19 protein-coding genes are annotated in these 21,923 nt (G+C 69.0%); 9 read left to right on the plus strand and 10 right to left on the minus strand.

Annotation, left to right across the window (positions count from 1 at the left end; all coding sequences use genetic code 11):
• Positions 1–14: 14 nt before the first annotated feature.
• The 4 genes from AB4120_RS16955 to AB4120_RS16970 are packed head-to-tail and all read right to left on the minus strand — an operon-like array spanning position 15 to position 4,091.
• Positions 15–878: an amidohydrolase family protein gene (locus AB4120_RS16955; protein ID WP_149139265.1), complete on the minus strand. Its 864-nt coding sequence runs from the start codon at positions 876–878 to the stop codon at positions 15–17.
• Positions 879–906: 28 nt separating this feature from the next.
• Positions 907–2,127 (minus strand): CaiB/BaiF CoA transferase family protein, encoded by a 1,221-nt coding sequence (locus tag AB4120_RS16960; RefSeq protein WP_149137817.1) that lies wholly within the window; start codon positions 2,125–2,127, stop codon positions 907–909.
• 26 nt (positions 2,128–2,153) lie between these two features.
• Entirely contained in the window at positions 2,154–3,161 is a 1,008-nt protein-coding gene (locus tag AB4120_RS16965) for a tripartite tricarboxylate transporter substrate binding protein (protein ID WP_441642606.1), read from the minus strand.
• A 51-nt stretch (positions 3,162–3,212) separates the two neighbouring features.
• Positions 3,213–4,091, minus strand: a complete 879-nt coding sequence (locus AB4120_RS16970) for an HpcH/HpaI aldolase/citrate lyase family protein (protein WP_149137818.1) — start codon at positions 4,089–4,091, stop codon at positions 3,213–3,215.
• Positions 4,092–4,187: 96 nt separating this feature from the next.
• Between AB4120_RS16970 and AB4120_RS16975 the strand changes: the two genes are divergently transcribed.
• Complete coding sequence (locus tag AB4120_RS16975; RefSeq protein ID WP_149137819.1) at positions 4,188–5,063, plus strand: LysR substrate-binding domain-containing protein; 876 nt, start codon at positions 4,188–4,190, stop codon at positions 5,061–5,063.
• Here the strand turns inward: AB4120_RS16975 and AB4120_RS16980 are convergent.
• From AB4120_RS16980 to AB4120_RS16990, 3 genes are all read right to left on the minus strand, one after another.
• Complete coding sequence (locus AB4120_RS16980; protein ID WP_441642607.1) at positions 4,986–5,978, minus strand: DMT family transporter; 993 nt, start codon at positions 5,976–5,978, stop codon at positions 4,986–4,988. The two genes, AB4120_RS16975 and AB4120_RS16980, sit on opposite strands and share 78 nt — an antisense overlap.
• A complete protein-coding gene (locus AB4120_RS16985; RefSeq protein WP_149137821.1) occupies positions 5,975–6,898 on the minus strand; it encodes a bifunctional helix-turn-helix transcriptional regulator/GNAT family N-acetyltransferase in 924 nt (307 codons plus the stop codon). The genes AB4120_RS16980 and AB4120_RS16985 overlap by 4 nt, the downstream gene beginning before the upstream one ends.
• A 70-nt stretch (positions 6,899–6,968) precedes the next feature.
• A complete protein-coding gene (locus AB4120_RS16990; RefSeq protein ID WP_149137822.1) occupies positions 6,969–7,598 on the minus strand; it encodes a TetR/AcrR family transcriptional regulator in 630 nt (209 codons plus the stop codon).
• Between the two features lie 73 nt (positions 7,599–7,671).
• On the opposite strand from AB4120_RS16990, the gene AB4120_RS16995 reads away from it, so the two are divergent.
• Genes AB4120_RS16995 through AB4120_RS17005 form a run of 3 tightly spaced genes read left to right on the plus strand, consistent with a single transcriptional unit; the run spans position 7,672 to position 10,933 of the window.
• Positions 7,672–9,189 (plus strand): flavin-containing monooxygenase, encoded by a 1,518-nt coding sequence (locus AB4120_RS16995; RefSeq protein WP_149137823.1) that lies wholly within the window; start codon positions 7,672–7,674, stop codon positions 9,187–9,189.
• Positions 9,186–10,154: an alpha/beta fold hydrolase gene (locus AB4120_RS17000; protein ID WP_149137824.1), complete on the plus strand. Its 969-nt coding sequence runs from the start codon at positions 9,186–9,188 to the stop codon at positions 10,152–10,154. Before AB4120_RS16995 ends, AB4120_RS17000 begins: the two co-directional genes overlap by 4 nt.
• Positions 10,155–10,177: 23 nt before the next feature.
• On the plus strand, positions 10,178–10,933 hold the full coding sequence (locus AB4120_RS17005) for a Coq4 family protein (RefSeq protein ID WP_441642608.1): 756 nt from the start codon (positions 10,178–10,180) through the stop codon (positions 10,931–10,933).
• Positions 10,934–10,959: 26 nt separating this feature from the next.
• Here the strand turns inward: AB4120_RS17005 and AB4120_RS17010 are convergent, their stop codons facing one another.
• Both AB4120_RS17010 and AB4120_RS17015 read right to left on the minus strand, forming a co-directional pair.
• On the minus strand, positions 10,960–12,945 hold the full coding sequence (locus AB4120_RS17010; protein ID WP_149137825.1) for a lactonase family protein: 1,986 nt from the start codon (positions 12,943–12,945) through the stop codon (positions 10,960–10,962).
• A gap of 45 nt (positions 12,946–12,990) precedes the next feature.
• Positions 12,991–14,949 carry a lactonase family protein gene (locus AB4120_RS17015; protein WP_441642609.1) on the minus strand — a complete coding sequence of 653 codons (1,959 nt, stop codon included), beginning with the start codon at positions 14,947–14,949 and terminating at the stop codon, positions 12,991–12,993.
• Between the two features lie 345 nt (positions 14,950–15,294).
• Between AB4120_RS17015 and AB4120_RS17020 the strand changes: the two genes are divergently transcribed.
• The 5 genes from AB4120_RS17020 (at position 15,295) to AB4120_RS17040 (ending at position 20,922) form a co-directional block, all read left to right on the plus strand.
• Positions 15,295–15,618, plus strand: a complete 324-nt coding sequence (locus tag AB4120_RS17020) for a hypothetical protein (protein WP_144198312.1) — start codon at positions 15,295–15,297, stop codon at positions 15,616–15,618.
• A gap of 138 nt (positions 15,619–15,756) precedes the next feature.
• Positions 15,757–15,906: a hypothetical protein gene (locus AB4120_RS17025; RefSeq protein ID WP_186296850.1), complete on the plus strand. Its 150-nt coding sequence runs from the start codon at positions 15,757–15,759 to the stop codon at positions 15,904–15,906.
• A gap of 47 nt (positions 15,907–15,953) precedes the next feature.
• Positions 15,954–18,188: a phosphocholine-specific phospholipase C gene (locus tag AB4120_RS17030; protein WP_149137827.1), complete on the plus strand. Its 2,235-nt coding sequence runs from the start codon at positions 15,954–15,956 to the stop codon at positions 18,186–18,188.
• 333 nt (positions 18,189–18,521) lie between these two features.
• Positions 18,522–19,751: a phage tail protein gene (locus AB4120_RS17035; protein WP_262389830.1), complete on the plus strand. Its 1,230-nt coding sequence runs from the start codon at positions 18,522–18,524 to the stop codon at positions 19,749–19,751.
• Positions 19,752–19,842: 91 nt separating this feature from the next.
• Positions 19,843–20,922 carry a glycosyltransferase gene (locus AB4120_RS17040; RefSeq protein ID WP_149137828.1) on the plus strand — a complete coding sequence of 360 codons (1,080 nt, stop codon included), beginning with the start codon at positions 19,843–19,845 and terminating at the stop codon, positions 20,920–20,922.
• A 12-nt stretch (positions 20,923–20,934) separates the two neighbouring features.
• Here the strand turns inward: AB4120_RS17040 and AB4120_RS17045 are convergent, their stop codons facing one another.
• Positions 20,935–21,906 carry a DUF58 domain-containing protein gene (locus tag AB4120_RS17045; protein ID WP_149137829.1) on the minus strand — a complete coding sequence of 324 codons (972 nt, stop codon included), beginning with the start codon at positions 21,904–21,906 and terminating at the stop codon, positions 20,935–20,937.
• Positions 21,907–21,923 lie beyond the last annotated feature (17 nt).

The following is a 21,923-nucleotide window of genomic DNA, read 5'->3' on the forward strand; positions in this document are numbered from 1 at the left end:
TCTTGTGTGGGCGTTTATGGCGCCTCGAATCCGTACAGGGTGGCGGGGTTGTCCACCAGAATGCGGCGGCGCGTCGACTCGGTGCCGGCCCCATCGATCCAGTCGGCCAGCAGGTCGAACAGCAAGGCGTCGTCCGGCTTGGCGTGCGGCTCGGTGGAATGGGGCCAGTCGCTGCCCCAGACCAGCCGTTCCGGCGCCGTGCGCACCCACCCCCGAGCCACCGGGGCGATATCGGCATACCCGCCGGCGGCGCCGACCATCGAATCCAGATAGGCGCCGGACAGCTTCAGCCACGCTTTGCCTTCCGCCAGCAGCCCGGACACCAGCGCGAACGCCGGGTGCGCCGTGCCACCGGGCAGCGGCAGGCGGGCCAGATGGTCGAACACCAGCGGCGTGGGCAGCCGCGCCAGCAGGTCGCCATGGGCGACGATCTGGTCGGCAGTCCAGTGCAGCTGCAGGTGCCAGCCGAGTTCGGCGATGCGGTGGGCCAGCGTCTCCACCATCTCGAAGCCCACCACGGCGTGAGCCGGCGTGTAGAGCGAGAAGCGGATGCCCCGGATACCGCCGGCATCGAGCGCCTGGAGCGTGTCGTCGGACACATCGGGCCGCACCACGCCCACGCCGCGCGTGCTGGCGATGCCAAGCTGCCGGATCGCATCGAGGGTGGCGCTGTGATCGGTGCCGTAGCAGCGGGGCTGCACGATCACCGCGCGGCGCGTGCCCAGCAGCGCCTGTACGCGCCGGTAGTCCGCCACGGTGGCGTTCGCCACGCTCGGCGCGATGGCCGGGAAGCGCGGGTCATAGATGTGGAGATGGGCGTCGCAGGCGTCCGGCCATGCCGCGCTGCGTGGCGCGGCGCTGGCCGAACTGTTCGGCACTGGCTGGAAGCCAGCCTCAGCCCCGACTTCAGCCACGGCCAACCAGCCGGTCGGCCGCCTCGCGAACGCTGGCCCCGTGCTGGTCCAGCGCCGGCGCGGCGAACGGCTCCGGCCCCGGCGTGCGGCCAAATTTCACGGCGCGCGTAAAGCCGCGATAGCGGCCCACCACCGGGTGGTCGAACGTCGTCACCATCTCCTCGGCCAGCACCTGGGGGAAATCGAACATGTCTTCCACCGAGCGCGCCGCCGCGCAGGGCACTTCCTCGCCGAATTCGGCCTCCCATTCCAGCGCCGACCGCTGCTGCAAGGCCGCGTGCAGTTTGGGCAGGATCTCGCCCTGATGCTGGGCGCGCTTGCGCACGCTGTCGTAACGGTCGGTCGAGAGCAGTTCCCCCAAACCCGTCTTCTCGCACAGGGCGCGCCAGAAATGCGGGGTATTGGCCGAGATATAGAGATAGCCTTCCCGGGTGGGATGGATGCCGGTGATGCCGCCCGAGCGCATGTCGCGCCCCACGTCGCGCGGCTCCGACTCGGCCCAGATCATGCGGGCCGACTGCATGGTCAGCGCCGCGCGCAGCAGCGACACGCCCACGTACTGCCCCACCCCGCTCTTCTCCCGCTCATAGAGCGCGGACGCCACGCCGCCCGCCACCAGCGCCGAGGCGTAGTAGTCCACCACCGAGCCGTACAGGATCTCGGGCGGCCCGCCGTGCTTGCCCTGCAGCGTGCACATGCCGGTCATGGTTTGCAGCACCTGGTCGTAGCCGGCCTTGTCCTTGAGCGGCCCGGCCTCGCCGTAGCCGGTGACCGCGCAGTAGATCAGGCGCGGATTGACGGCGGCCAACTGCGCGTAGCCGATGCCCAGCCGCCCCGGCACGCTGGGCCGGAAGTTGTGCACCAGCACATCGGCCTCGCGCACCAGCGCCAGCAGCCGTTCCAGATCGGCCGGGGCCTTCAGGTCGAGCACCACGCCCAGCTTGCTGCGGTTCACGCCCAGGAAGGCGCGGGACTCCGCCTCCAGCGTGGACGGGTACTTGCGCAGGTTGTCGCCGACGGGCGGCTCCACCTTGATGACGTCCGCGCCCTGATCCGCCAGCAGCGAGCAGCCGTACGGCCCTGCGATGTAGGCGCTCAGGTCCAGCACGCGCACGCCGCTCAGCGGACCGGGCTGTCCTGCCCGCTGGGTGCCGAAGCCCGTGGTCTGCCCCGTGGTCTGCCCCGTGGTCTGCCCGTTGGTGTTGGATTGCATACTCACTCCGAAAAATCTCTGAAAACTCAATCCGCGACGATGTTCTGCTGCTTGGCCAGCGCCTTCCAGCGGGTCACATCGGCGGCAATCGTCTCGGCGAACTTCTGCGGCGTGCCGGGCGTGACCTCGGCACCCTCTTTCAGGATCGCCTCCTTAACGGCGGGCTTGGCCAGCGCCTGATTCACCGCCGCATTCAGCCGCGCGACAATCGCCGGCGGGGTGCCGGCCGGCGCCAGGAAGCCCCACCAGAGTTCGAACTCGTAGCCGGGCACGGCGCTGGCCATCGGCACCAGATCCGGCGCAATCGGGCTCGGCTTCAGGCTGGTGATACCCACGGCGCGGACCTTGCCGGCGCGCACCATCGGCAGCAGGGAGGGCCCGCTGGAGATCAGCAGCTGGGTCTGGTTGCCGATCAGGTCGGTCACGGCCGGGCCCATGCCCCGGTACGGCACGTGCGTGATGGCCAGCTTGCCGGCCTGCGCCTTGAGCAGCTCGGTGCCGAACTGGTTCACGCTGCCCGGGCCGGACGATGCGTAGTTGTACTTGCCGGGATTGGCGCGGATGGCGTTGATCAACTCCTGCGGCGTCTTGGCCGGGAAGTCATTGCTGACCGCCACGATAAACGGCCCGTGGGCCACCATCGCCACCGGCGCGAAGCTCTTCACGGCGTCGAACGGCAGCTTGCTCTGGATGGCTGCGTTGGTGGTCATGCTGGAGGACACCGCGACGAGCGTGTAGCCGTCCGGCGCGGCCTTGGCCGCAAGACCGGTGCCGGTGTTGCCGCTCGCGCCCGGCCGGTTGTCGATGACCACCGGCTGCTTCAGTTCCTCGCCGATCTCCTTGGCGACGATGCGCGCGAAGATGTCGTTCGAGCCCCCCGGCGGGTACGGCACGATCAGGGTGATGGGCTTGGAGGGGTAGGCGCCCTCGGCGGCCAGAGCCGGCGCCGCCATTGCGACCATTGCGACCATACCGGCGGTTGCGGCCATCAGGCCAAGGCATGCCACGGCACGCAGCGACGATGGATTCGTCATGATGTTTGTCTCCTGTGTGTTTTTTTGTGTAGGAACGCGGGGAAATCAGGGTCAGGCGGCGATCAGTCCAAGCCGCCGGCCAATCTCGACAATCGCCTGCGCGCGGCGCACAAACGGGGGATCGATCATCTTGCCGTCCACCACGTAGGCGGCCACGCCGTTGGTCTCCGCCTCCTCGGCGGCAGCCACCACGCGCAGCGCGTGGGCGATTTCCTCGTCGGACGGCCGATACACCTCGTTGGCCAGCGCTATCTGGCTGGGGTGGATGCAGCTCTTGCCCAGGAAGCCCATCTGGCGGGACATCTCGGCCTCGGCGCGGAAGCCCTCGGTGTCGCGGATGTTGGCGAACACCGTGTCGTAGGCATAGACATTGGCCTCGGCGGCCGCCATCCGCACGGCGAACATGGCGGACGCAATCGCGGCGGTGTTGCGTCGATGCACGCCAGCCGGCTCGAACAGGTCGCCCAGCCCAAGCTGGAGGCCCGCCACGCGCGGATGGGCGCCGGCCAGTTCGGCGGCCAGCCGCAGCGCCCGGGGTGTTTCGATATTCAGCAGCAGCCCCACTTTCACATCGCCATCGCCAAACCCATTCGCCCGCTCGGCCTGCTCGATCGCCGTCGCCGCGCGGCGCACGTCATCGGCGCTCTCGGGCTTGGGCAGGTTGACCAGATGCAAACCCGGCACGACCACCGCCGTCAGGTCGGCCTCGAAATGCGGCGTATCGAGCCCATTGACGCGCACGATCAGCGTCTTGGTGCTGGCGCGCGTCTCGGCGGCGCGCAGCAGCCCGGAGAGCAGCGCGCGGGCCTCGCCCTTCTTCTCCTCGGCCACCGCGTCCTCAAGATCGAAAGACAGCGCGTCGGCATCGCTCGCCAGCGCCTTGGCGAAAAACTCGGGGCGTGAACCGGGGACGAATAGCTTGCTTCTCATGGCGAATACCGTATCTCCGTAGGGGTGAGGGGCAGTGTCCGCCAAGCGATGAAAAAGATAAACTATCCTTTACTACCTTCATACATTAGAAATTCTATGGAAACCGCTTACCTGAAGGCGTTCGCGCTGGTGGTGGAGACCGGCACGCTGGCAGAAGCCGCGCGGCGGCTCAATGTGACCCCGGCGGCCATCTCGCAGCAGATTCAGGTGCTGGAGCGGCAACTCGGCACTACGCTGCTGGGGCGGGCCGGCCGTACCGTGGCGCCCACCGAGTCCGGACGACGGCTGGCCGAGCGCTGCCCGGCCCTGCTGCGGGAGGTGGACGAACTGAGGGGATGGGTGAATCAGGCGGATGCCGTGCGTGAACTTCGCATCGGCACGATCAACACGGCGCTGCACAGCCTGCTGCCAGACGCGCTCGCGCGGTTCGCGGCGGTGCACCCCGGGGTGTCGGTGCATATCCGCTCGGCGCTCTCCCACGAATTGTTCGATGCGGTGAAGGATGCATCACTCGATGCCGCCGTCTGCCTGCACCCGCCCTTCGCCCTCCCCAAGACCTTCGCCTGGGATTTGCTGCGCCAAGAGCCGCTGGTGGTGCTGGCACCCGCGCAGGACCGAAACGCCGATCCGCACGAACTGCTGCGCACCCGGCCCCTGATCCGCTATGACCGCAGCCTGGGCGGCGGCAAGCAGGCCAGCGACTACCTGCGCCGGGCCGGCATCACGCCCGCGCAGGAACGCTTCGAACTGAGTTCGCTGCTGGCCATCGCCATGATGGTGGACCGTGGGCTCGGGGTATCGCTGGTGCCGGACATCGCTTCGCCGCTGACCGCCGGCCTGCATATCGCCAAGCTGACCCTGCCGATCGAGCCGGAGCCGCGCCGCTTCGGCCTGCTATGGCGCCGGACGTCGCCCGGTGCCAGCGTGATCCGCTCCTTCCTCGAGCAGGCCCGGCTGGCGGCGGGCACCTGATCCGGAGGGGCCGCGCCCCTGCTGGGTAATCAGCAACCCGCTGACCACCAGCGCAATCGACACCAGCAGTGACCACGAGGGCAACTGGCGGCCCACCAGCAGTTCCAGCACCGCCGCCGTCACCGGCCCCAGCGCCTGGAAGCCGACGACCCGGCTCGCCTCCAGCCGCGTCAGCGCCCAGAGCCAGCAAAAGTACCCCACGCCGCTGGACAGCCCGATAAAGGCGACATGCCCCCACTGCGTCAGCGACAGGGACGGCCACAGCGGCTGGCCGGTCATCGCGCAGAGCGCCAGCAGGAACACCACCGCCGCGCACATCGCCAGTACGCTGGTCGGCAAGGCGGCATAGCGCTGGAGCAAGGGGCGGTACAGCAGGCTGCACACGGCGCCAATCACGGTTGCCCCGATCAGCGCAGCCATGGCGCCGAGGTGCGTCCCACCGCCGACGCCACCTACGCCACCGAGGGGCGCCCCATGCAGCAGCACCGCCACGCCCGAGACGGCGCAGACCAGCCCCGCCAGCTTGGGCAGGCTGAACGCCTCCCGCCCGCTCAGCACGGCCAGCAGCATCGTGAACAGCGGCATGGTCGAGAACACCAGCGCGCAGGTGGCCGCCGAGAGCACGCCGAGTGCATGGTTCAGCAACACGATCAGCACGGCGAACTGGAACACGCCCAGCCCGGCGAGCACCGCCGCATCCTTGCGGGCGAAGCGGGTCAGGGTCCGAGTCCCGGTGCGGGTGCGGGTGCCAAGCCAGGCCGGCCCCGCCAGCACGCACAGGCCAATCAGATAACGCAGGAAGGCCAGCGTGGCCGGCGACGCATCGGCGGACACCGCCCGGGTCGACACCATCGCCGCCCCCACCAGGATGCCGGTCAACGCGGCAGCGACGATGGCCGAGGGATCGCCCCTCACAGGTCCCGCGCCCAGATCTGGCCGACGAGATCCTTGCCGAAGCTGTGATGGGCCCCCTCCTCCACCAGCGTGAAGCCGGCCTTTTCGTAGATCCTGCGCGCGTCGGTCAGGATGCTGTTGGTCCACAGCATCATCCGCTTGTAGCCGGCTGTCCGGGCAAAGCGCAGGCACTCATCCACCAGCCGATGGCCGATGCCCAGCCCGCGCGCGCTGGCATCCACATAGAGCATGCGTAGCTGGGCGGTCTCCGCGTCGTGCCGCACGACGAACACCGAACCCACCGCCTGGCCGTCCTTCTCCGCAATCCAGCAGCGCTCGCCGCTCGGGTCGTACTCGCGCAGGTACTTGGCGACGATCTCCGCCACCAGCGCCTCGAACTCGCCATTCCAGCCGTACTCGCGCGTGTACAGCACCGCCTGCTGGCGCACGACCCAGCCCATGTCGCCCGGCTGCGGGTCACGCAGGATGTAGCTCGGGGTCGATTCGCCGAGCAGGGCTTCGATCTGCGTCATGGCCTCCACCAACTGCTGCTGGCTGGACTCGGTCATGCGGCCGAGCATCGCCGTCACCTCGTTGCGCGAGGCCAGGTTCAGCACCTCGAAGGTCGCCCGGCCGGCATCGGTCAGCGCCAGTTCACTGACGCGTGCGTCCGCCTGCGAGCGGGTCTTGGCGACCAGCCCCTGCTTCTCGAAGCCGGCAATCACGCGGCTCAGGTAGCCGGCGTTCAGCCCCAGCTCGCGGCACAGGTCGGACGAGGTCAGGCCCGTGCGATGGGCCAGCTCATAGAGGATGCGGGCTTCGGTGAGGGAAAACTCGCTTTCCAGCAGATGCTCGTGCAGCAGGCCGATCTGGCGGGTGTAGAAGCGATTGAAGCGGCGCACGGTTTCGGCGCGCGCCAGCACTTGCGGATTGGGGGCCATGGGGGAGTACGATTTATTTGCCTGAGGCAAATTATTGGTTGCCCCAGGCAATTAAATCAAGAAATCCCGATCAATTCCGCGCGCTCGCCCTGAGAACAAGCGCCAACTGGAGCGCGGTGGCCGCCACCGTGTCCACATCGGGCACATGGCCGTGACGAATCCAGTGCAGGGCCACGTGGATGATGCCGCCCGCCACGCCGGCCAGCAGCATCAGATCGGGCTCCGGGGCACCCGGCAGCAGTGTGCGGGCAAGCAGTCCGCCGAATTCGCGCAGCGACCGGCCCAACGCCTCGTCCACCAGCCGGCTCACGCCCCGGATCTCCACCAGGAATACCCGGGCCGAGCGTGGCTCGCACTGCAATGTGCCGAAATAAGCATGCAAGATGGCCAGCGCGCGATGTTCTCCATCGCCGCCGGCATCCTCGCCCGCCTGCTCGATGCGCCGCAGCAACCGATGCGTGACCGTTTCAAACGAAGCCAGCAGCAGCGCCTCGCTATTGGCGAACGATTCGTAGAAGTAACGCTCGGTCAGGCCAGCCGCTTCGCACACGGCCTTGACCGTGGCGTTCTGGTAGCCGCGCTCGCCGTAGACCTGCACGGCAGCGGCAATCAGCTGGGCGCGGCGCTGGGCGCGCCGCTCTTCGGCTTCGGCGCCGCGATAGCGGCGGGCAGGGGTCAGCTCGGCAGTCATGGGCGCCAGTATGACATTCCCTATTGTCAGATGGCGTCTGACAACCTATGTTGTCAGAACTCCCCAGATCCGGATGCCCGTCATGACCGCCCCCACTTCCGATGACGCAGTCCTCGATGTCCTGATCGTCGGCGCCGGCCTGTCCGGCATCGGCGCCGCCCGCCAGCTCCAGCAGCGCTGCCCCGGCAAGCGCTACGCCATCCTCGAAGCCCGCGAGACCCTGGGCGGCACCTGGGACCTGTTCCGCTATCCCGGCATCCGTTCCGACTCCGACATGTACACGCTCGGCTACCGCTTCAAGCCGTGGCGCGGCGCCAAGGCCATTGCGGACGGGCCGTCGATCCTGCGCTACATCCAGGAAACCGCCGAGGAAGCCGGCATCACGGCCCACATCCGCTTCGGCCACAAGGTGGTGGGCGCGGCGTGGGACAGCCGCGACGCCTGCTGGACCATCGACGCCGAACGTGCACCCGACGCCACCCGCGTACGGCTGCGCGCCCGCTTCCTCTACGTCTGCGCCGGCTACTACAGCTATGCCGAAGGGCACCGCCCCGCCTTTCCGGGTGAGGAAACCTTCCGGGGCCAGATGGTGCACCCGCAGTTCTGGGATCCGTCGATCGACTACGCCGGCAAGCGCGTGGTGGTGATCGGCAGCGGCGCCACCGCCGTGACGCTGGTGCCGGCCATGGCCGAGACCGCCGCGCACGTGACCATGCTCCAGCGCTCGCCCACCTATATCGTGACCCGCCCCGGCGAGGACGCCATCGCCAACCAGCTGCGGCGCGTGCTGCCGGAGCGGCTGGCCTACCGCGCCACGCGCTGGAAGAACGTGCTGCTGGGCATGTTCTTCTTCCAGCTGGCGCGCCGCCGGCCCGAAAAGGTCAAGCAGCGGCTGGTCAGCATGGCCGCCGCGCAGCTCCAGCCGGGCTTCGACGTCGCCACGCATCTGACCCCGCGCTACAACCCATGGGACCAGCGCGTCTGCCTGGTGCCCGATGGCGACCTGTTCCAGTCGATCCGCAACGGCCGCGCTTCCATCGTCACCGACCAGATCGAGCGGTTTACCGCCGAGGGCATCGTGCTGAAGTCCGGCCAGACGCTGCCGGCCGATCTGGTGGTGGTGGCCACCGGGCTCAAGCTGAACATGCTCGGGGACATCGCCGTGCATGTGGATGGCCAGCCGCGCCGGCCGTCCGAGCTGCTGGCCTACAAGGGCATGATGCTGAGCAACGTGCCGAACCTAGTGCTGGCCTTCGGCTATACCAATGCGTCCTGGACGCTCAAGGCCGACCTCACCGCCGAATACGTCTGCCGGCTGCTCAAGTACATGGATCGGCACGGCCATCGCTACGCCCTGCCGCAGGTGGAGCCGGACGTGCAGCGGGTGCCCTTCCTCGATTTCAGTTCCGGCTACGTGCAGCGCGCCGCCGCCGTGCTGCCGCGCCAGGGCCACCGCAAGCCGTGGCGCGTGTATCAGAACTATCTGATGGACATGCTGACCATCCGCCATGGCCGCATCGACGATGGCGTGCTCCGCTTCGATACCACGCAGGCCACCACGATGCCGTCCCAAGACCCCCTTGCCGAAGCCCAACCATGAACGTCCTGCTGATTCTCGTACTCGTCATCGTCGTGCCGCTGCTGGTGCTGGGCGCGCTGTTGTTCCTGTTCACCTGGCGCACGGCGCGCAAGATCGAGGCGGCGCTGCCGCCCACCGGCCGTTTCGTGGAGGTACCCGGCGCCCGCCTGCACGTGGTGGAGCGCGGCGAAGGCCCGCCCGTGCTGCTGGTGCATGGGCTGTCCGGCCAGTTGGCCAATTTCGACTACGGCATGATCGCGCCGCTGGCGCGCGACTACCGCGTGATTGCGGTGGATCGCCCCGGCGCGGGGTATTCCACCCGCACGCCCGGCGCGCCGGCAGACCTGCGCGCGCAGGCCGACACGCTGGCCGCACTGATCGACCAGCTCGGGCTGGAGCAGCCGCTGGTGGTCGGCCACTCGCTCGGCGGCGCCATCGCGCTGGCGCTGGCCACCTATCACCCGGCCCGCGTGGGCGGGCTGGCGCTGATCGCCCCGCTCACCCACCCGCCCGAGGTGGTTTCGCCGGTGTTCAAGGCCATGACGATGCAGAGCGCGCTGATGCGCCGGCTGATCGCCTGGACGCTGTTGATTCCGATGTCGATCCGCAACCGCGAGCAGGTCATGCAGATCGTGTTCGGCCCGGATGCGGCGCCGGCGGACTTCCCCACGCGCGGCGGCGGCCTGCTGGCGCTGCGGCCCGGCCATTTCCTCGGGGCGTCCGAAGACCTGCTCGGCGTGGCGCACAGCCTGCCGCCACTGCTGCCCACCTATGGCGACCTGAAGGTGCCGGTGAGCATCCTGTTTGGCCGCGAGGACCGCATCCTCGATTACCGCGAGAACGGCGAGGCGCTGGTCGCCAAGCTGCCGGAGGCCCGGCTGACATTGGTGACCGGCGGGCATATGCTGCCGGTGACGGCCGTGGAGGCCAGTGTCGATTTCGTACGCAACGCCGCCGCCAGCCTGCGCGCGGCCGTGCCCGCCTGACCGTGAAGACCGAGGAGCCTGCCATGGCCAGTTCCAGTTCTGCTTCCCCCTCGCCCGCCCCCGATCCCGCCCCCGATCCCTACCAGCGCGACCTGCTCACCGCCTTCCGTGCCGTGCGCAAGCTGCTGGCGGACGGCAACGACACCGAGCAGGTGTTCCGCATCATGCGGGCGCTGAACGGCCCCGCCATGCCGAAGAACTACCGCCGGCTGCTCAGTACCCGGCAGGGCCGGCGGCTGGCCTACCAGCGCATCGAACTGGCCGAGCGGCTGTCCGACCCGGCTTATATCGCCAGCTTCGCGCCGGGCACGGTGGGCGCCGCCTATCGGCAATTTCTGGAAAAGACCGGCTACAGCGCCGATGGGCTGGCCAAGGTGTCGAACCTGAACCAGGAGCCGGTGATCGAGGACGCCTATATGTGGTTTGGGCGCCGCACGCGGGACATCCACGATATCTGGCACGTCCTGACCGGCTACCGCGCGGACGAGAGCCTGGGCGAGGCGGCGCTGGTGGCGTTCAGCTATGCGCAGACCGGCGGCACCGGCTGGGCCTTCATCGCCGTTGCCGCTGCCCTGAAGAGCCTGCGCGTGAGCCGTAGCATGGCGTTCGCCCGCGCAGTGCTGGAAGGCTACCGGCTGGGCCGCCGCGCCGGCTGGCTGCTGGGGGAGGACTACGAAACCCTGCTGCATGAACCGCTGGACGCGGCACGCGCGCGGCTCGGCATTGCCGAACCGGCGCGCTACCTGGCCTGCAACCCGGCGCAGGCCTGGACGGCGTAACGATCCCCGCGTAACGATCCGCCGATTTATGGCGTAGGCTGCACAATCGCCATGCCGGCGTTGATATTCCCCGTGGCGAACGGGCTGCCCGGTACCGGTGTCAGCGCGCCAGTCGTCGCATTGATGGCGAAGCCGTACAGCGTGCCGTTGAGCGACGGCGTGTACAGGAAGCGCCCGTTCGGCTCGATGCGCAGGCGCTGACCATTGGTGCTGGCGGGCGTGATGGCGCCCGGCAAGGGGCCAAACATGGGGTCGATCCGCATCGTCTGGATGTTGTTGCTCCCGGTACCGAGTACATAGACAAACTGTCCCGACGGCGTGACGGCGACGTCGACGGGACGCGACACCCCAATCAGCATGTCCATGACGCTCGTAATCGCCCCGGTGGCATCGAGCGTGCAGCTGCCGAAGCTATTGGTGTCCAGGTTGGCGAAGTACAGCGCGCTGCCATCGCGTGACAGGGCCGCCCCCATCGGCCGGGAGCCAAGCGATGACCTGGCGTAGGCGAACGTAAACAAGCCCGTCGCCGGACTGACAGGAGCTTGCCACAACGCGTCCGCCGCGATGCTCGTGGCATAGACGTTCTGCCCGTCGGCGGACACCGCGATCCCGCCCGCACTGGCCGACCCGCCTGCGGACAGGCTTGACGTCAATTCCGCAGCTTGCGTCACGGGATTGATGGCAAAGCTCGTCAGCGTACCAACGCCGCCGACATAGACATACCGGCCTGTCGGATCCACCGCGACCACCTGGGGCGCGGGCGGCGTCGAGGCACTCGCCGCGGCAATCATGGTCAGCCTGCCGGTGGCGGCATCCAGCTGAAAGGGGACGATCGCGCTGTTGTCCACCATGACCGCGTAGCCGACCAGCCCGGACGGCAGGAAAGCGATGTCGTTGACCTGGTTGACGGTCGGGAACGGACTGTCCGGCACGGCGGCCAGCGCGCCGGTGTTGGGGTCGATCCGATAGACGGACAGGGTCCGGTCATTGCGGTTGGCCACCACCACGAACTGGGCCTGCACGCAGGTGATCGCCACGTTGGTGATATGGGCGGCGGCGATGGTGCCGACGCCGTTCTGAATCGTGCAGGTCTGGCCGGCGGGCTGGGCGAATACGGAGACGTTGTAGGCCGTGGCATTGGCCAGCCCGCTGGACACCGTGAAGGCACCATTGGCGCTGACGACCGCCGTATCCCCATTCACGCCGGAAAGCGTCAGGCTCTTGCCCGCCGCCAGCCCGGTGACCGTGCCGCCCACGCTGTAGGTAGGCGGCGGCGCGGTCGGGCGAGCCAGTGCCGCGTTGGCGCACAGCCGGGTGCCCGTGGGCGCGTCCGCACAGGCCGCCAGCACGGCCGAGCCGGCCAGCGTGGCCGAAGACGGGCTGCTGACCTGTGCCGAATGGCCGTCCGCTGCCGGCGTCACGGGGAAGGTGGCGTCGCCGGTGTTCCACGTCCAGTTGGTCAGGTCGGCGATGCCATCCACGCCATCCGAGCGCCGCACCGCTGCCGTCACGGTCTGTGCCGCCGCGCCAGCGGTCAGGGTCAGGTTCGACGGCGACAACGTCAGCGTGTACGACTTCGCCGGCGCGGCCTGTACCACCAGATGGGTGACAGAGGTGGCGCGGCTGCCATCGGCCAGCGTAGCGGTGGCGGTGATATCGACCTCCCCGGCGTTCCGGGTCTGCACGGTGGCATAGGTGCCGACGAAGACCGAGGCGGATACGCCGGCCGGCGCCTTGTCCGACGCCGCCGTGACCACGGCGACCGATTCATCCGAGGACGTCCAGGCGAAGCTGGCGCCCTTGACCTCGCTGCCATCGGCGGCCAGCAGCGTCGCCTTCAGCGTCAGCGTGCCCCCGGCAACCGGCGTGGCGCTGGTCGTATCGACCACCACCTTGGTAGCGGCCGGCGTGGCCGGCGCGGCGTTGTCATCGGAACCGCAGGCGGCAAGCACCGCGGCAGCAAGCAAGGCAATGCCGAACGCGCGTGCGCCAGCGGAGAAGCGTGAAAACATGAGACCCGACCCGTAATCTGTGTTGAATGGATAAATCCGACTGGCTTAAGGCGTCGGCTGCACGATCGCCATGGCAACGTTGTTATTGCCCGTGACGAACGGGCTGCCCGGCACCGGCGTCAGCGCGCCGCTCGCCGCGTTGATCGCAAAGCCGTACAGCGTGCCGTTGAAGGACGGCGTGTACAGAAAGCGCCCGTCCGGTGTGATGCGCAGGCGCAGGCCGTTGGCACTGGCGTTAGTCACGCCGAGCGACACCGGAGCGCCCGAGCCGCCAAGCTGGAACGTCTCGATGCGGCCGCTCGCCGTGTCGAGCACGTAGCCAAACTGACCGGACGGCGCGAGTGCAATGTCGATGGGTGCCGTTCCCCAAGTCGGCATCACGACGTCGTTGATGATTTCGCCTGCGGCATTGAGCGTCCCGATGCCGAGGGTGCCGGTGTCCAGGTTGGTGAAGTACAGCGTGCTGCCATTGGGCGACACGGCCACTCCCGTCGGCTGCACGCCGAACGATGACAACGCGGAGCCTGACGCCAGCCCACCGGTAGCCGGATCGACCGCCAGACGCCACACATGGCCCAGGTCAATGTTCGTGGCGTAGACGTTTTGCCCGTTCGGGGACACGGCGATCCCAGCCGGCATTGTCGGCACGCTGGCGGGAATGACGGACGTGCTGGTCAGGCCATACGTCAGGGGCTGGATGGCATAACTCGTCAGCGTTCCAAAGGCGCCGACGTAGAGCCACCGGCCCGTCGGGTCCACCGCGACGACCTGCGGCGCCGGCGTGCTGGGGACACTGGCGCCGGGCATGGGCGTGAGCGCGCCGGTGGCGGCATTCAGTTCGAACGGGAAGATCAAGTTGTTGTCCGCCATCACCGCGTACCCGATCAGCCCGGACGGCAGGAAGGCGATGTCGCTGACCGGCACGAGGGTCGGGAACGGGCTGCCCGGCACGGCCGTCAGTGCCCCGGTCTCCGGATGCGTCCGATAGACCGACAGGGTCAGTTCCTGGCGGTTGGCCACTACCACGAACTGGGCCTGCACGCAGGTGATCGCCACGTTGGTGACGTTGGCGGCAGCGATGGTGCCGCTGCCGTTCTGGACCGTGCAGGTCTGGCCGGCGGGCTGGCCGGTCACGGTGACGGCGTACGGCACCCCGGCGACCAGCGCAGTCGGGAACGAGAACGCCCCGCTGGCGCTGATGACCGCCGTATCGCCGTTGGGTCCGGCCAGCATCAGGCTCTTGCCCACGGCCAGCCCGGACACCGTGCCGCCTACGGTGTAGGTCGGCGGCGGCGGCGTGGCCGGGCGGGCCAGCGCGGCATTGGCGCACAGGCGGGTGCCCGTGGGCGCGTCCGCGCAGGCCGCTAGCACGGCGGAGCCGGCCAGCGTGGCCGAAGACGGGCTGCTGACCTGTGCCGAATGGCCGTCCGCTGCCGGCGTCACGGGGAAGGTGGCATCGCCGGTGGTCCACGTCCAGTTGGTCAGGTCGGCGATGCCATCCACGCCATCCGAGCGCCGCACGGCTGCGGTGACGGTCTGTGCCGCCGCGCCAGCGGTCACCGTCAGGTTCGCGGGCGACAGGGTCAGCGTGTACGACTTGGCCGGGGCGGCTTGCACGACCAGATGGGTGACGGACGTCGCACGGGTGCCATCGGCCAGCGTCGCCGTGGCCGTGATGTCGACTTCCCCGGCGTTCCGGGTCTGCACGGTGGCGTAGGTGCCGACGAAGACCGAGGCCGACACCCCCGCCGGCGCCTTGTCTGAAGCCGCGGTGACCACGGCGACCGATTCATCCGAAGACGTCCAGGCGAAGCTGGCGCCCTTGACCTCGCTCCCGTCGGCGGCCAGCAGCGTCGCCTTCAGCGTCAGGCTGCCGCCGGCAACCGGCGTGGCGCTGGTGGTGTCCACCACCACCTTGGTGGCCGCTGGCGTGGGCTGCGTGGCCGGCGCAGCGTTGTCATCGGAACCGCAGGCGGTGAGCACCGCAGTGGCAAGCAAAGCCATGCCGAACGCGCGTGCGCCAGCGGAGAAGTGTGAAAACATGGACCCGACCCGTTTTTTTTTGATGTTTAGCCCGGACTTGTCGACCGGTGCATTGCGCGCGACTGTAACAGCGCTGTCACGTTTTGACTGTCCCCAAATGGGGGGACAAGCGGGGGGACAACCGGCGGCCAGGCGGGCATAGCGCCCAGCGGGAAAACCCGGGTTGCAACCCGGCCCAGTCCCCATTTTGGGGCGCCGTTTTCCCAGGCTCGCATCCATATTGCGAAACCCGCCTATTCGGCCTATTACGTCAGGAAGCCCCGCTTTCTTGAATCGGCAACCTGGCAGCCCGGCTGCCCGCGCATCATGCAAGAGCTTGCGTTTCGCACGCTGCTATACCGTTTTTTCTTCTTCGGCTGGCTGTTCAAGGACGCCAGCCGGGGCGACTTGTTCGAGCGCTCCGCGGCGTGGCGCTTCAACCAGTCGCGCGCCCACTGGCTACCCACCTATATGCGGCGCTGGCTCTGGTGCGGCCTGATCCTGTTCGCCCTCGGCGGCATCGCCGAAACCATGATGAGCGCGCCCGCGCTATCGGCCATCTTCTACGTGCCGAGCGTGCTCAGCGTGCCAATCAACCTGGTGATCGGGGTCATCTGGGTGGGACTCAAGTCACTCCGAGGACCGTTGTAGGCGTCTCCCCCCGCATGCTGCATACATCACTTAGTGCAGCGAGGGTCACGATTGTGTCATCCCTGACACATAGGCTTGCGGGTCTGCTGATGTGGCAGACCCGATCCAACCAGCCCTGACCCCATGAAACAAGCCAGTTTGACGACCGCCCTCGCGGCCGCGTGCCTTGCCGCGCTGCTGCTGGCCGCCTGCGGCGGTGACGACAACAAGCCGAGCCCGAGCCAGCCGCCCGCCGGCGATCCGCCCCCCGCCTCCGCGCCGGCCCCGGACAAGCGCTGCGCCCCCTGAGCCCCGCCGGGCACGCCTCCTCCCAACATTTCCCCAAAAACCGAACAATGATCTCCCGCCGCAAGTTCTTGCAGGCGAGCATGGGCACGGCTTTCTCCGCCGCCGCCCTGGCCGCCTTTCCGCCCAGCATCCGCCGCGCGCTGGCCATTCCAGCCAACAACGCCACCGGCACCATCGCCGATGTGGAGCACGTGGTCATCCTGATGCAGGAAAACCGCTCGTTCGACCATTACTTCGGCACGCTCAGCGGCGTGCGCGGGTTTGGCGACCGCCTGACCATCCCGATGCCGAATGGCCGCAACGTCTGGCAGCAGGCGCGCACCAACGGCTCGCTGATCACGCCGTACCACCTGAACGGCAGCGCCAACAACGCCCAGCGCACCGCAGGCACGCCGCACGCCTGGGCGGACAGCCAGGCCGCCTGGGACCACGGCCGCATGTCGCGCTGGCCGGTGGCCAAGACGGACACGTCTATGGGCTACTTCAAGGAACAGGAAATCCCGTTCCAGTTCGCGCTGGCCAACGCCTTCACGCTGTGCGATGCCTACCACTGCGCGATGCACACCGGCACCGACGCCAACCGCTCCTTCCACATCTCCGGCACCAACGGCGCGATGCCGCTGAACCGGGCCTTCGTGAACAACGAGTGGGATGCCATCAACGGCGTGGCCGCCGACGCCAACATCGGCTACACGTGGAAGACCTACGCCGAGCGGCTCGAGGAAGCCGGCATCAACTGGATCAGCTACCAGAACATGCCCGACGAATGGGGCGACAACATGCTGGGCGCGTTCCAGACCTTCCGCCGCGCCAACCTGAACTCGGGCTTCCCGGTGTCCAGCGGCGGCTCGCCGGGCGCCCCGTACACCAACACCGGGCAGGCCGTGCCGTACAAGGCCTACGACGCGGCCACCGACAACGCCGCCAATCCGCTCTACAAGGGCATCGCCAACACGCTGCCGGGCACCCAGCCGGAGCAGTACCTGGACGCCTTCAGGCAGGACATCGCCAATGGCAAGCTGCCGCAGGTCTCCTGGATCAACGCGCCGTCGATCTACTGCGAGCACCCGGGGCCGTCCACGCCCGTGCAGGGCGCGTGGTTCCTCCAGGAAGTGCTGGACGCGCTGACCGCCAACCCGGAGGTCTGGAGCAAGACCGTGCTGCTCGTCAACTTCGACGAGAACGATGGTTACTTCGACCACGTGCCGTCGCCGTCCGCGCCGTCGCGCAATGCCGACAGCTCGCTGGCCGGCAAGACCACGCTGGCCGATGCCGACCTCGCTGCCGAGTACTACACGCAGTCGCCGCCGGACGGCAGCACCAGCCAGCCGCCCCGCGATGGCCGCGTGTTCGGCCCGGGCCCGCGCGTGCCGATGTTCGTGATCTCGCCGTGGAGCCGGGGCGGCTGGGTCAACTCGCAGGTGTTCGACCACACCTCGGTGCTGCGCTTCCTGGAGGCCCGTTTTGGCGTGCAGGAGCCCAATATCAGCCCGTTCCGCCGCGCGGTCTGCGGCGACCTGACCTCGGCGTTCAACTTCAAGACGCCGAACAGCGAGGCACTGCCCACGCTGGCCGGCCGCGGCACGCGCGCGTCGGCGGACGCCCTGCGCGTCGCCCAGCAGGCGCTGCCGGCGGTGCCCGTGCCGTCCGACATCAACCTGCCGGAGCAGGCCACCGGCACGCGTCCGTCGCGCGCCCTGCCCTACGAGCTGCACGCCAGTGCGCGCGCCCACGTCAACGGCCACGTGGAGATCCTGTTCGCCAACTCGGGCACGCAGGCGGCGGTGTTCCACGTGTATGACCGCAACGACCTGAGCAGCATTCCGCGCCGCTACATGGTGGAGGCCGGCAAGAATCTGTCCGATAGCTGGAGCACGTCGGCCGCCGCGCCGGGCCAGTACGACCTGTGGGTACTCGGCCCGAACGGTTTCCATCGCCATTTCAAGGGCGATACCACCGTGCTGGGCGGCGCGCTGGGCGTGCCGGAGGTGCGCGTCTGCTACGACATCGCCAATGGCGACGTCTACGTCGACCTGCTGAACACCGGCAAGGCCGCCTGCACCTTCCGGGTGGCACCGCTGGCGTATCGCACGGACGGCCCGTGGGAGACCACGGTGGCGGCCGGCGGCACGCAGACGCTGCACTGGTCGCTGAAGGACAGCGGACAGTGGTACGACTTCGCGGTGACGACCCCGGTCGACACCGCGTACTACCGCCGCTTTGCCGGCCGCGTGGAAACCGGCCAGCACACCATCACCGACCCGGCGATGGGTACGGTGTAAGCACAGTCTAAGCCCGTTGTCATCCCGTTGTCATCCGCACCAGCCATGCGGGGCGCTGTGAAAAGCGCCCCAAACATCACACGCCCCGCATGCGCGACCCCAACCTCCCGCAGGCCCTAGCACTTCCCCTTGCCCCCTATCGGTGGCAGAAAACCTGGCTTTGTTGACTTATCATCACGCCCGGCGCCGCGGGTGAATCTCGAGTGCATCCCGGGTGAATCCACCCCGCGAGCGCCACGGCCGTTTGGTCGCGGCCTCCTTTCCATTCGATACATAACAGGCTCGGGACTGGCGACTCGCACGCCGGCGACGCGCCATTCCCAGGGGAATTCGATGAAACAGAACCGGTGGGCGCTCGCCCTTTCCATGGCCACGGCCCAACTGTTGACCGCCTGCGGCGGCGGCGACGATGCAGGCACCAGCGCCCCGGTGGCGGCCGCCCCGGCGGCGGCCACGCTCTCGGGCACGGCGGCCACCGGCGCGCCGGTCCAGAACGGCGCCATCGACCTGCGCTGCGCCGCGGGCACGGCCTCGACCACGAGTGACGCCAACGGCGCATGGTCGGTCTCGTCCGCCGGTCTGGCCCTGCCTTGCGTGGCGCGCGTAACCGGCCCCGCCGGGCTGACGCTGCATTCCTACATTCAGAGCCCGGGCACGACCAACATCACGCCGATCACGGAACTGGTGGTGGCCGCCGCCGCGCAGAACCCCGACACCGCCACGGTGTTCAACGCGTTCAACGCCACGCTGGCCAGCCTGATGCAGTCCAACCTGGCCAGCACGCTCAACCTCGTGCGCGCCCGCCTGGTCAACCTGGGGGTGGATACCAGCGGCCTGAACCTGCTAAACCAGCCATTCAAGCCGGTGTTTGGCGATGCCTATGACGACAAGCTCGAAGCCCTCGCCACCCAGCTGACCGCCCGCCAGACCACGCTGGCCGCGCTCTCGCAGGATGTGGCGCGCGGCGATGTCGGCAGTCCGGGCGCCGTGGGTGCCACGGGCGCGACGGGCCCGACCGGCGCCACGGGTGCCACCGGGGCAACCGGCAGCACCGGCCCCTCGGGCGCGACCGGCGCCGCAGGCCCCACGGGTACGACGGGCGCTACCGGTGCTACGGGTGCCACTGGCGCCACGGGCATTACCGGCCCGTCCGGCCCGCAAGGCCCGACCGGCAACACCGGAGCTACGGGTGTCACGGGTGCCACAGGCGCGACCGGCGCCACGGGGGCAACCGGCGCGACGGGGGCGACCGGCGCCACAGGCGCAACGGGTGCCCAAGGCCCGACCGGCAATCAAGGCCAGGACGGCGCGAGCGGTGTATGCACGATTGGCGACGTCTGGCTGACCGCCCTGCCCTACCCGGAGAACTACGACATGGGCGGCATGGTTGCAAAAGGCCAGCTTCTGCCGATCCAGCTCTATGCGCCCTTGTTCTCGCTCATCGGCAACACGTTTGGCGGCGACGGCACGACGAACTTCGCCCTGCCGAACCTGACCGGCCAGGCGCCGGCGAACCTGACCTATATGATCTGTACCGAGGGCCTGTACCCGTCGCGCATCTGACGGTAACAATACCGCCTCCGGCCACGGCAGCCCACGCCGCCGTGGCCGCAAGACACTACCTACGTCCATCCCCATCCCCATGCCACGCCCCATGCCACGCATCTGCCTGAACATGATCGTCAAGAACGAGGCGCCGGTGATCGCGCGCTGCCTTGCGTCCGTGCGCCCATGGATCGATAGCTGGCTGATCGTCGATACCGGCTCCACCGATGGCACGCAGCAGCGCATTGCCGAGTGCATGGCGGGCCTGCCGGGCGCGCTCCACGAGCGGCCCTGGCGCGACTTCGCCCACAACCGCAACGAGGCGCTCACCCTGGCCCGGGCGCAGTGCCAGCCGGACGACTACATCCTGTTCATCGATGCCGACGAAACGCTGGGCGTGCCGGACGACTTCCGTTGGCCGGCGCTCGGCACCGATGGCTATCGGTTGCGCTGCGAGCTGAGCGGCTGGCAGTACCAGCGCAACGCGCTGGTGCGGGCGGGGGTGCCATGGCGCTGGGAGGGCGTGATCCACGAATACCTGACCAGCGACGCCCCGGCGGTCTGGGACGACCTGCAAGGCCCGGCCATCGTGGTCTCGCGCGACGGCGCGCGGGCCCGGGACCCGAACACCTATCTGCGCGATATCGAGGTACTGGAGCGCGCCGTGGCAGACGCCCCGGACAACACGCGCTACCGCTTCTACCTCGCCCAAAGCTGCCGGGACGCCGGCCGGCCGGCAGACGCCCTGCGCCACTACCGCGCGCGGGCGGCCATGGGGGGATGGGACGAGGAGCAGTGGTTCGCCACCTACCAGTGCGCGGCGATGCTCGCGCTGGACGGCGCACCGCCCGAGACGGTGGCCGCCGCCTACCTGGCCGCCTATCAGGCCCGCCCCACCCGCGCCGAGCCGCTGTGCGACCTGGCCCGCTGGCACCGCCAGCGCGGGGAATACGCGCTTGGGCACCTCTACGCCCAGCAGGCGGCGGCGCTGCCGCTGCCCGCCGACGCGCTGTTCGTCGATACCTCGGTGTACCGCTGGCGCGCGCTGGACGAGCTGACGGTCTGCGCGTACTACATCGGCGCGCAGGAGCAAGGCCGCGCTGCGCTGATCCGGCTGCTCGCCGACGGCGCGTTTCCGGAGTCAGAGCGCGCGCGGATCGAGGCGAACCGGCCCTATTACGGGCTGTAGTCGCCGTCCCGCCTAGCCCAGCAGCCGCCGCAACTGCACCGCCACGTCCTCGGCGGCGGACACCGGCAGCAGCGGCACGCCAATGCCATGGTGCCAGTCGAACAGCGCCTGGCTGTGCTGGCTGGCGAAGCTGCCGATCTGGTCGCGCAGCGCGGCGCGGCCAAAGCCCAGTTCCACCTGCAACTCGCCGTCGCTGACCACGAGGTGGCCGGAATCGGGCAGCTCCAGCAGGAAGGGGTCGTAGACCAGCACCGACAGCACGTCGTTGCGGCTGCGCAGCGCCAGCATCAGCCGGCGCGTGCGGTCGTCGGCGCCGTCGAAGTCGCTGATGACGATGACCAGATGGTCGTGGCCCGCCAGCCGCACCGCGCGCTCCAGCGCCGCGTTGAACTGGCCGGCGCCGCGCCGGGCTTCGGCCTCGGCATGCAGGCGGCGGTTATGGGCGACGAGGTCGCCCAGCAGGTGCAGCACCGCGTCCCGGCTGCGGCGCGGGGCGCTGGCGGTCAGGTCGGTATCGCCGAACAGGATGCCGCCCACGCGGTCGCCGTCGGCCACGATGCGCCACGCCGCCAGCGCGGCCACCTCCGCCGCCACCACGGATTTCATCGCCCGCCGGCTGCCGAAGAACATGTTCATGCGCTGGTCCACCACCAGCAGCACCGGGCGCTCCTTTTCCTCGGCATAGACGCGCACGTGCGGCTTGCCGGTGCGCGCCGTCACGCGCCAGTCCATGGTCCGCACATCGTCGCCGGGCAGGTAGCCGCGCACCTCTTCGAAGGCCAGCCCGCGCCCACGCACGCGCGAGCCATGCCGGCCGGACAGCAGGCTGTGCACCGGCTGGCGCGTGCGGAAGTGGAAGTCGCGGGCGGTGGCCTCCAGCGCGGCCAGCGCGTTCATGTCGACATTGACCCCCGGCGTGGCGGTCGAGGGGGCCGCGCCGGCGCCGGTGGCGGCCCGGTCACGGGCGGCGAAGTCGCGCGGCATGGCGGGGTGGCGTAGTG

Origin of the sequence: Cupriavidus sp. 2KB_3, assembly GCF_052115685.1 — a bacterium.
Lineage (GTDB): Bacteria > Pseudomonadota > Gammaproteobacteria > Burkholderiales > Burkholderiaceae > Cupriavidus > Cupriavidus campinensis.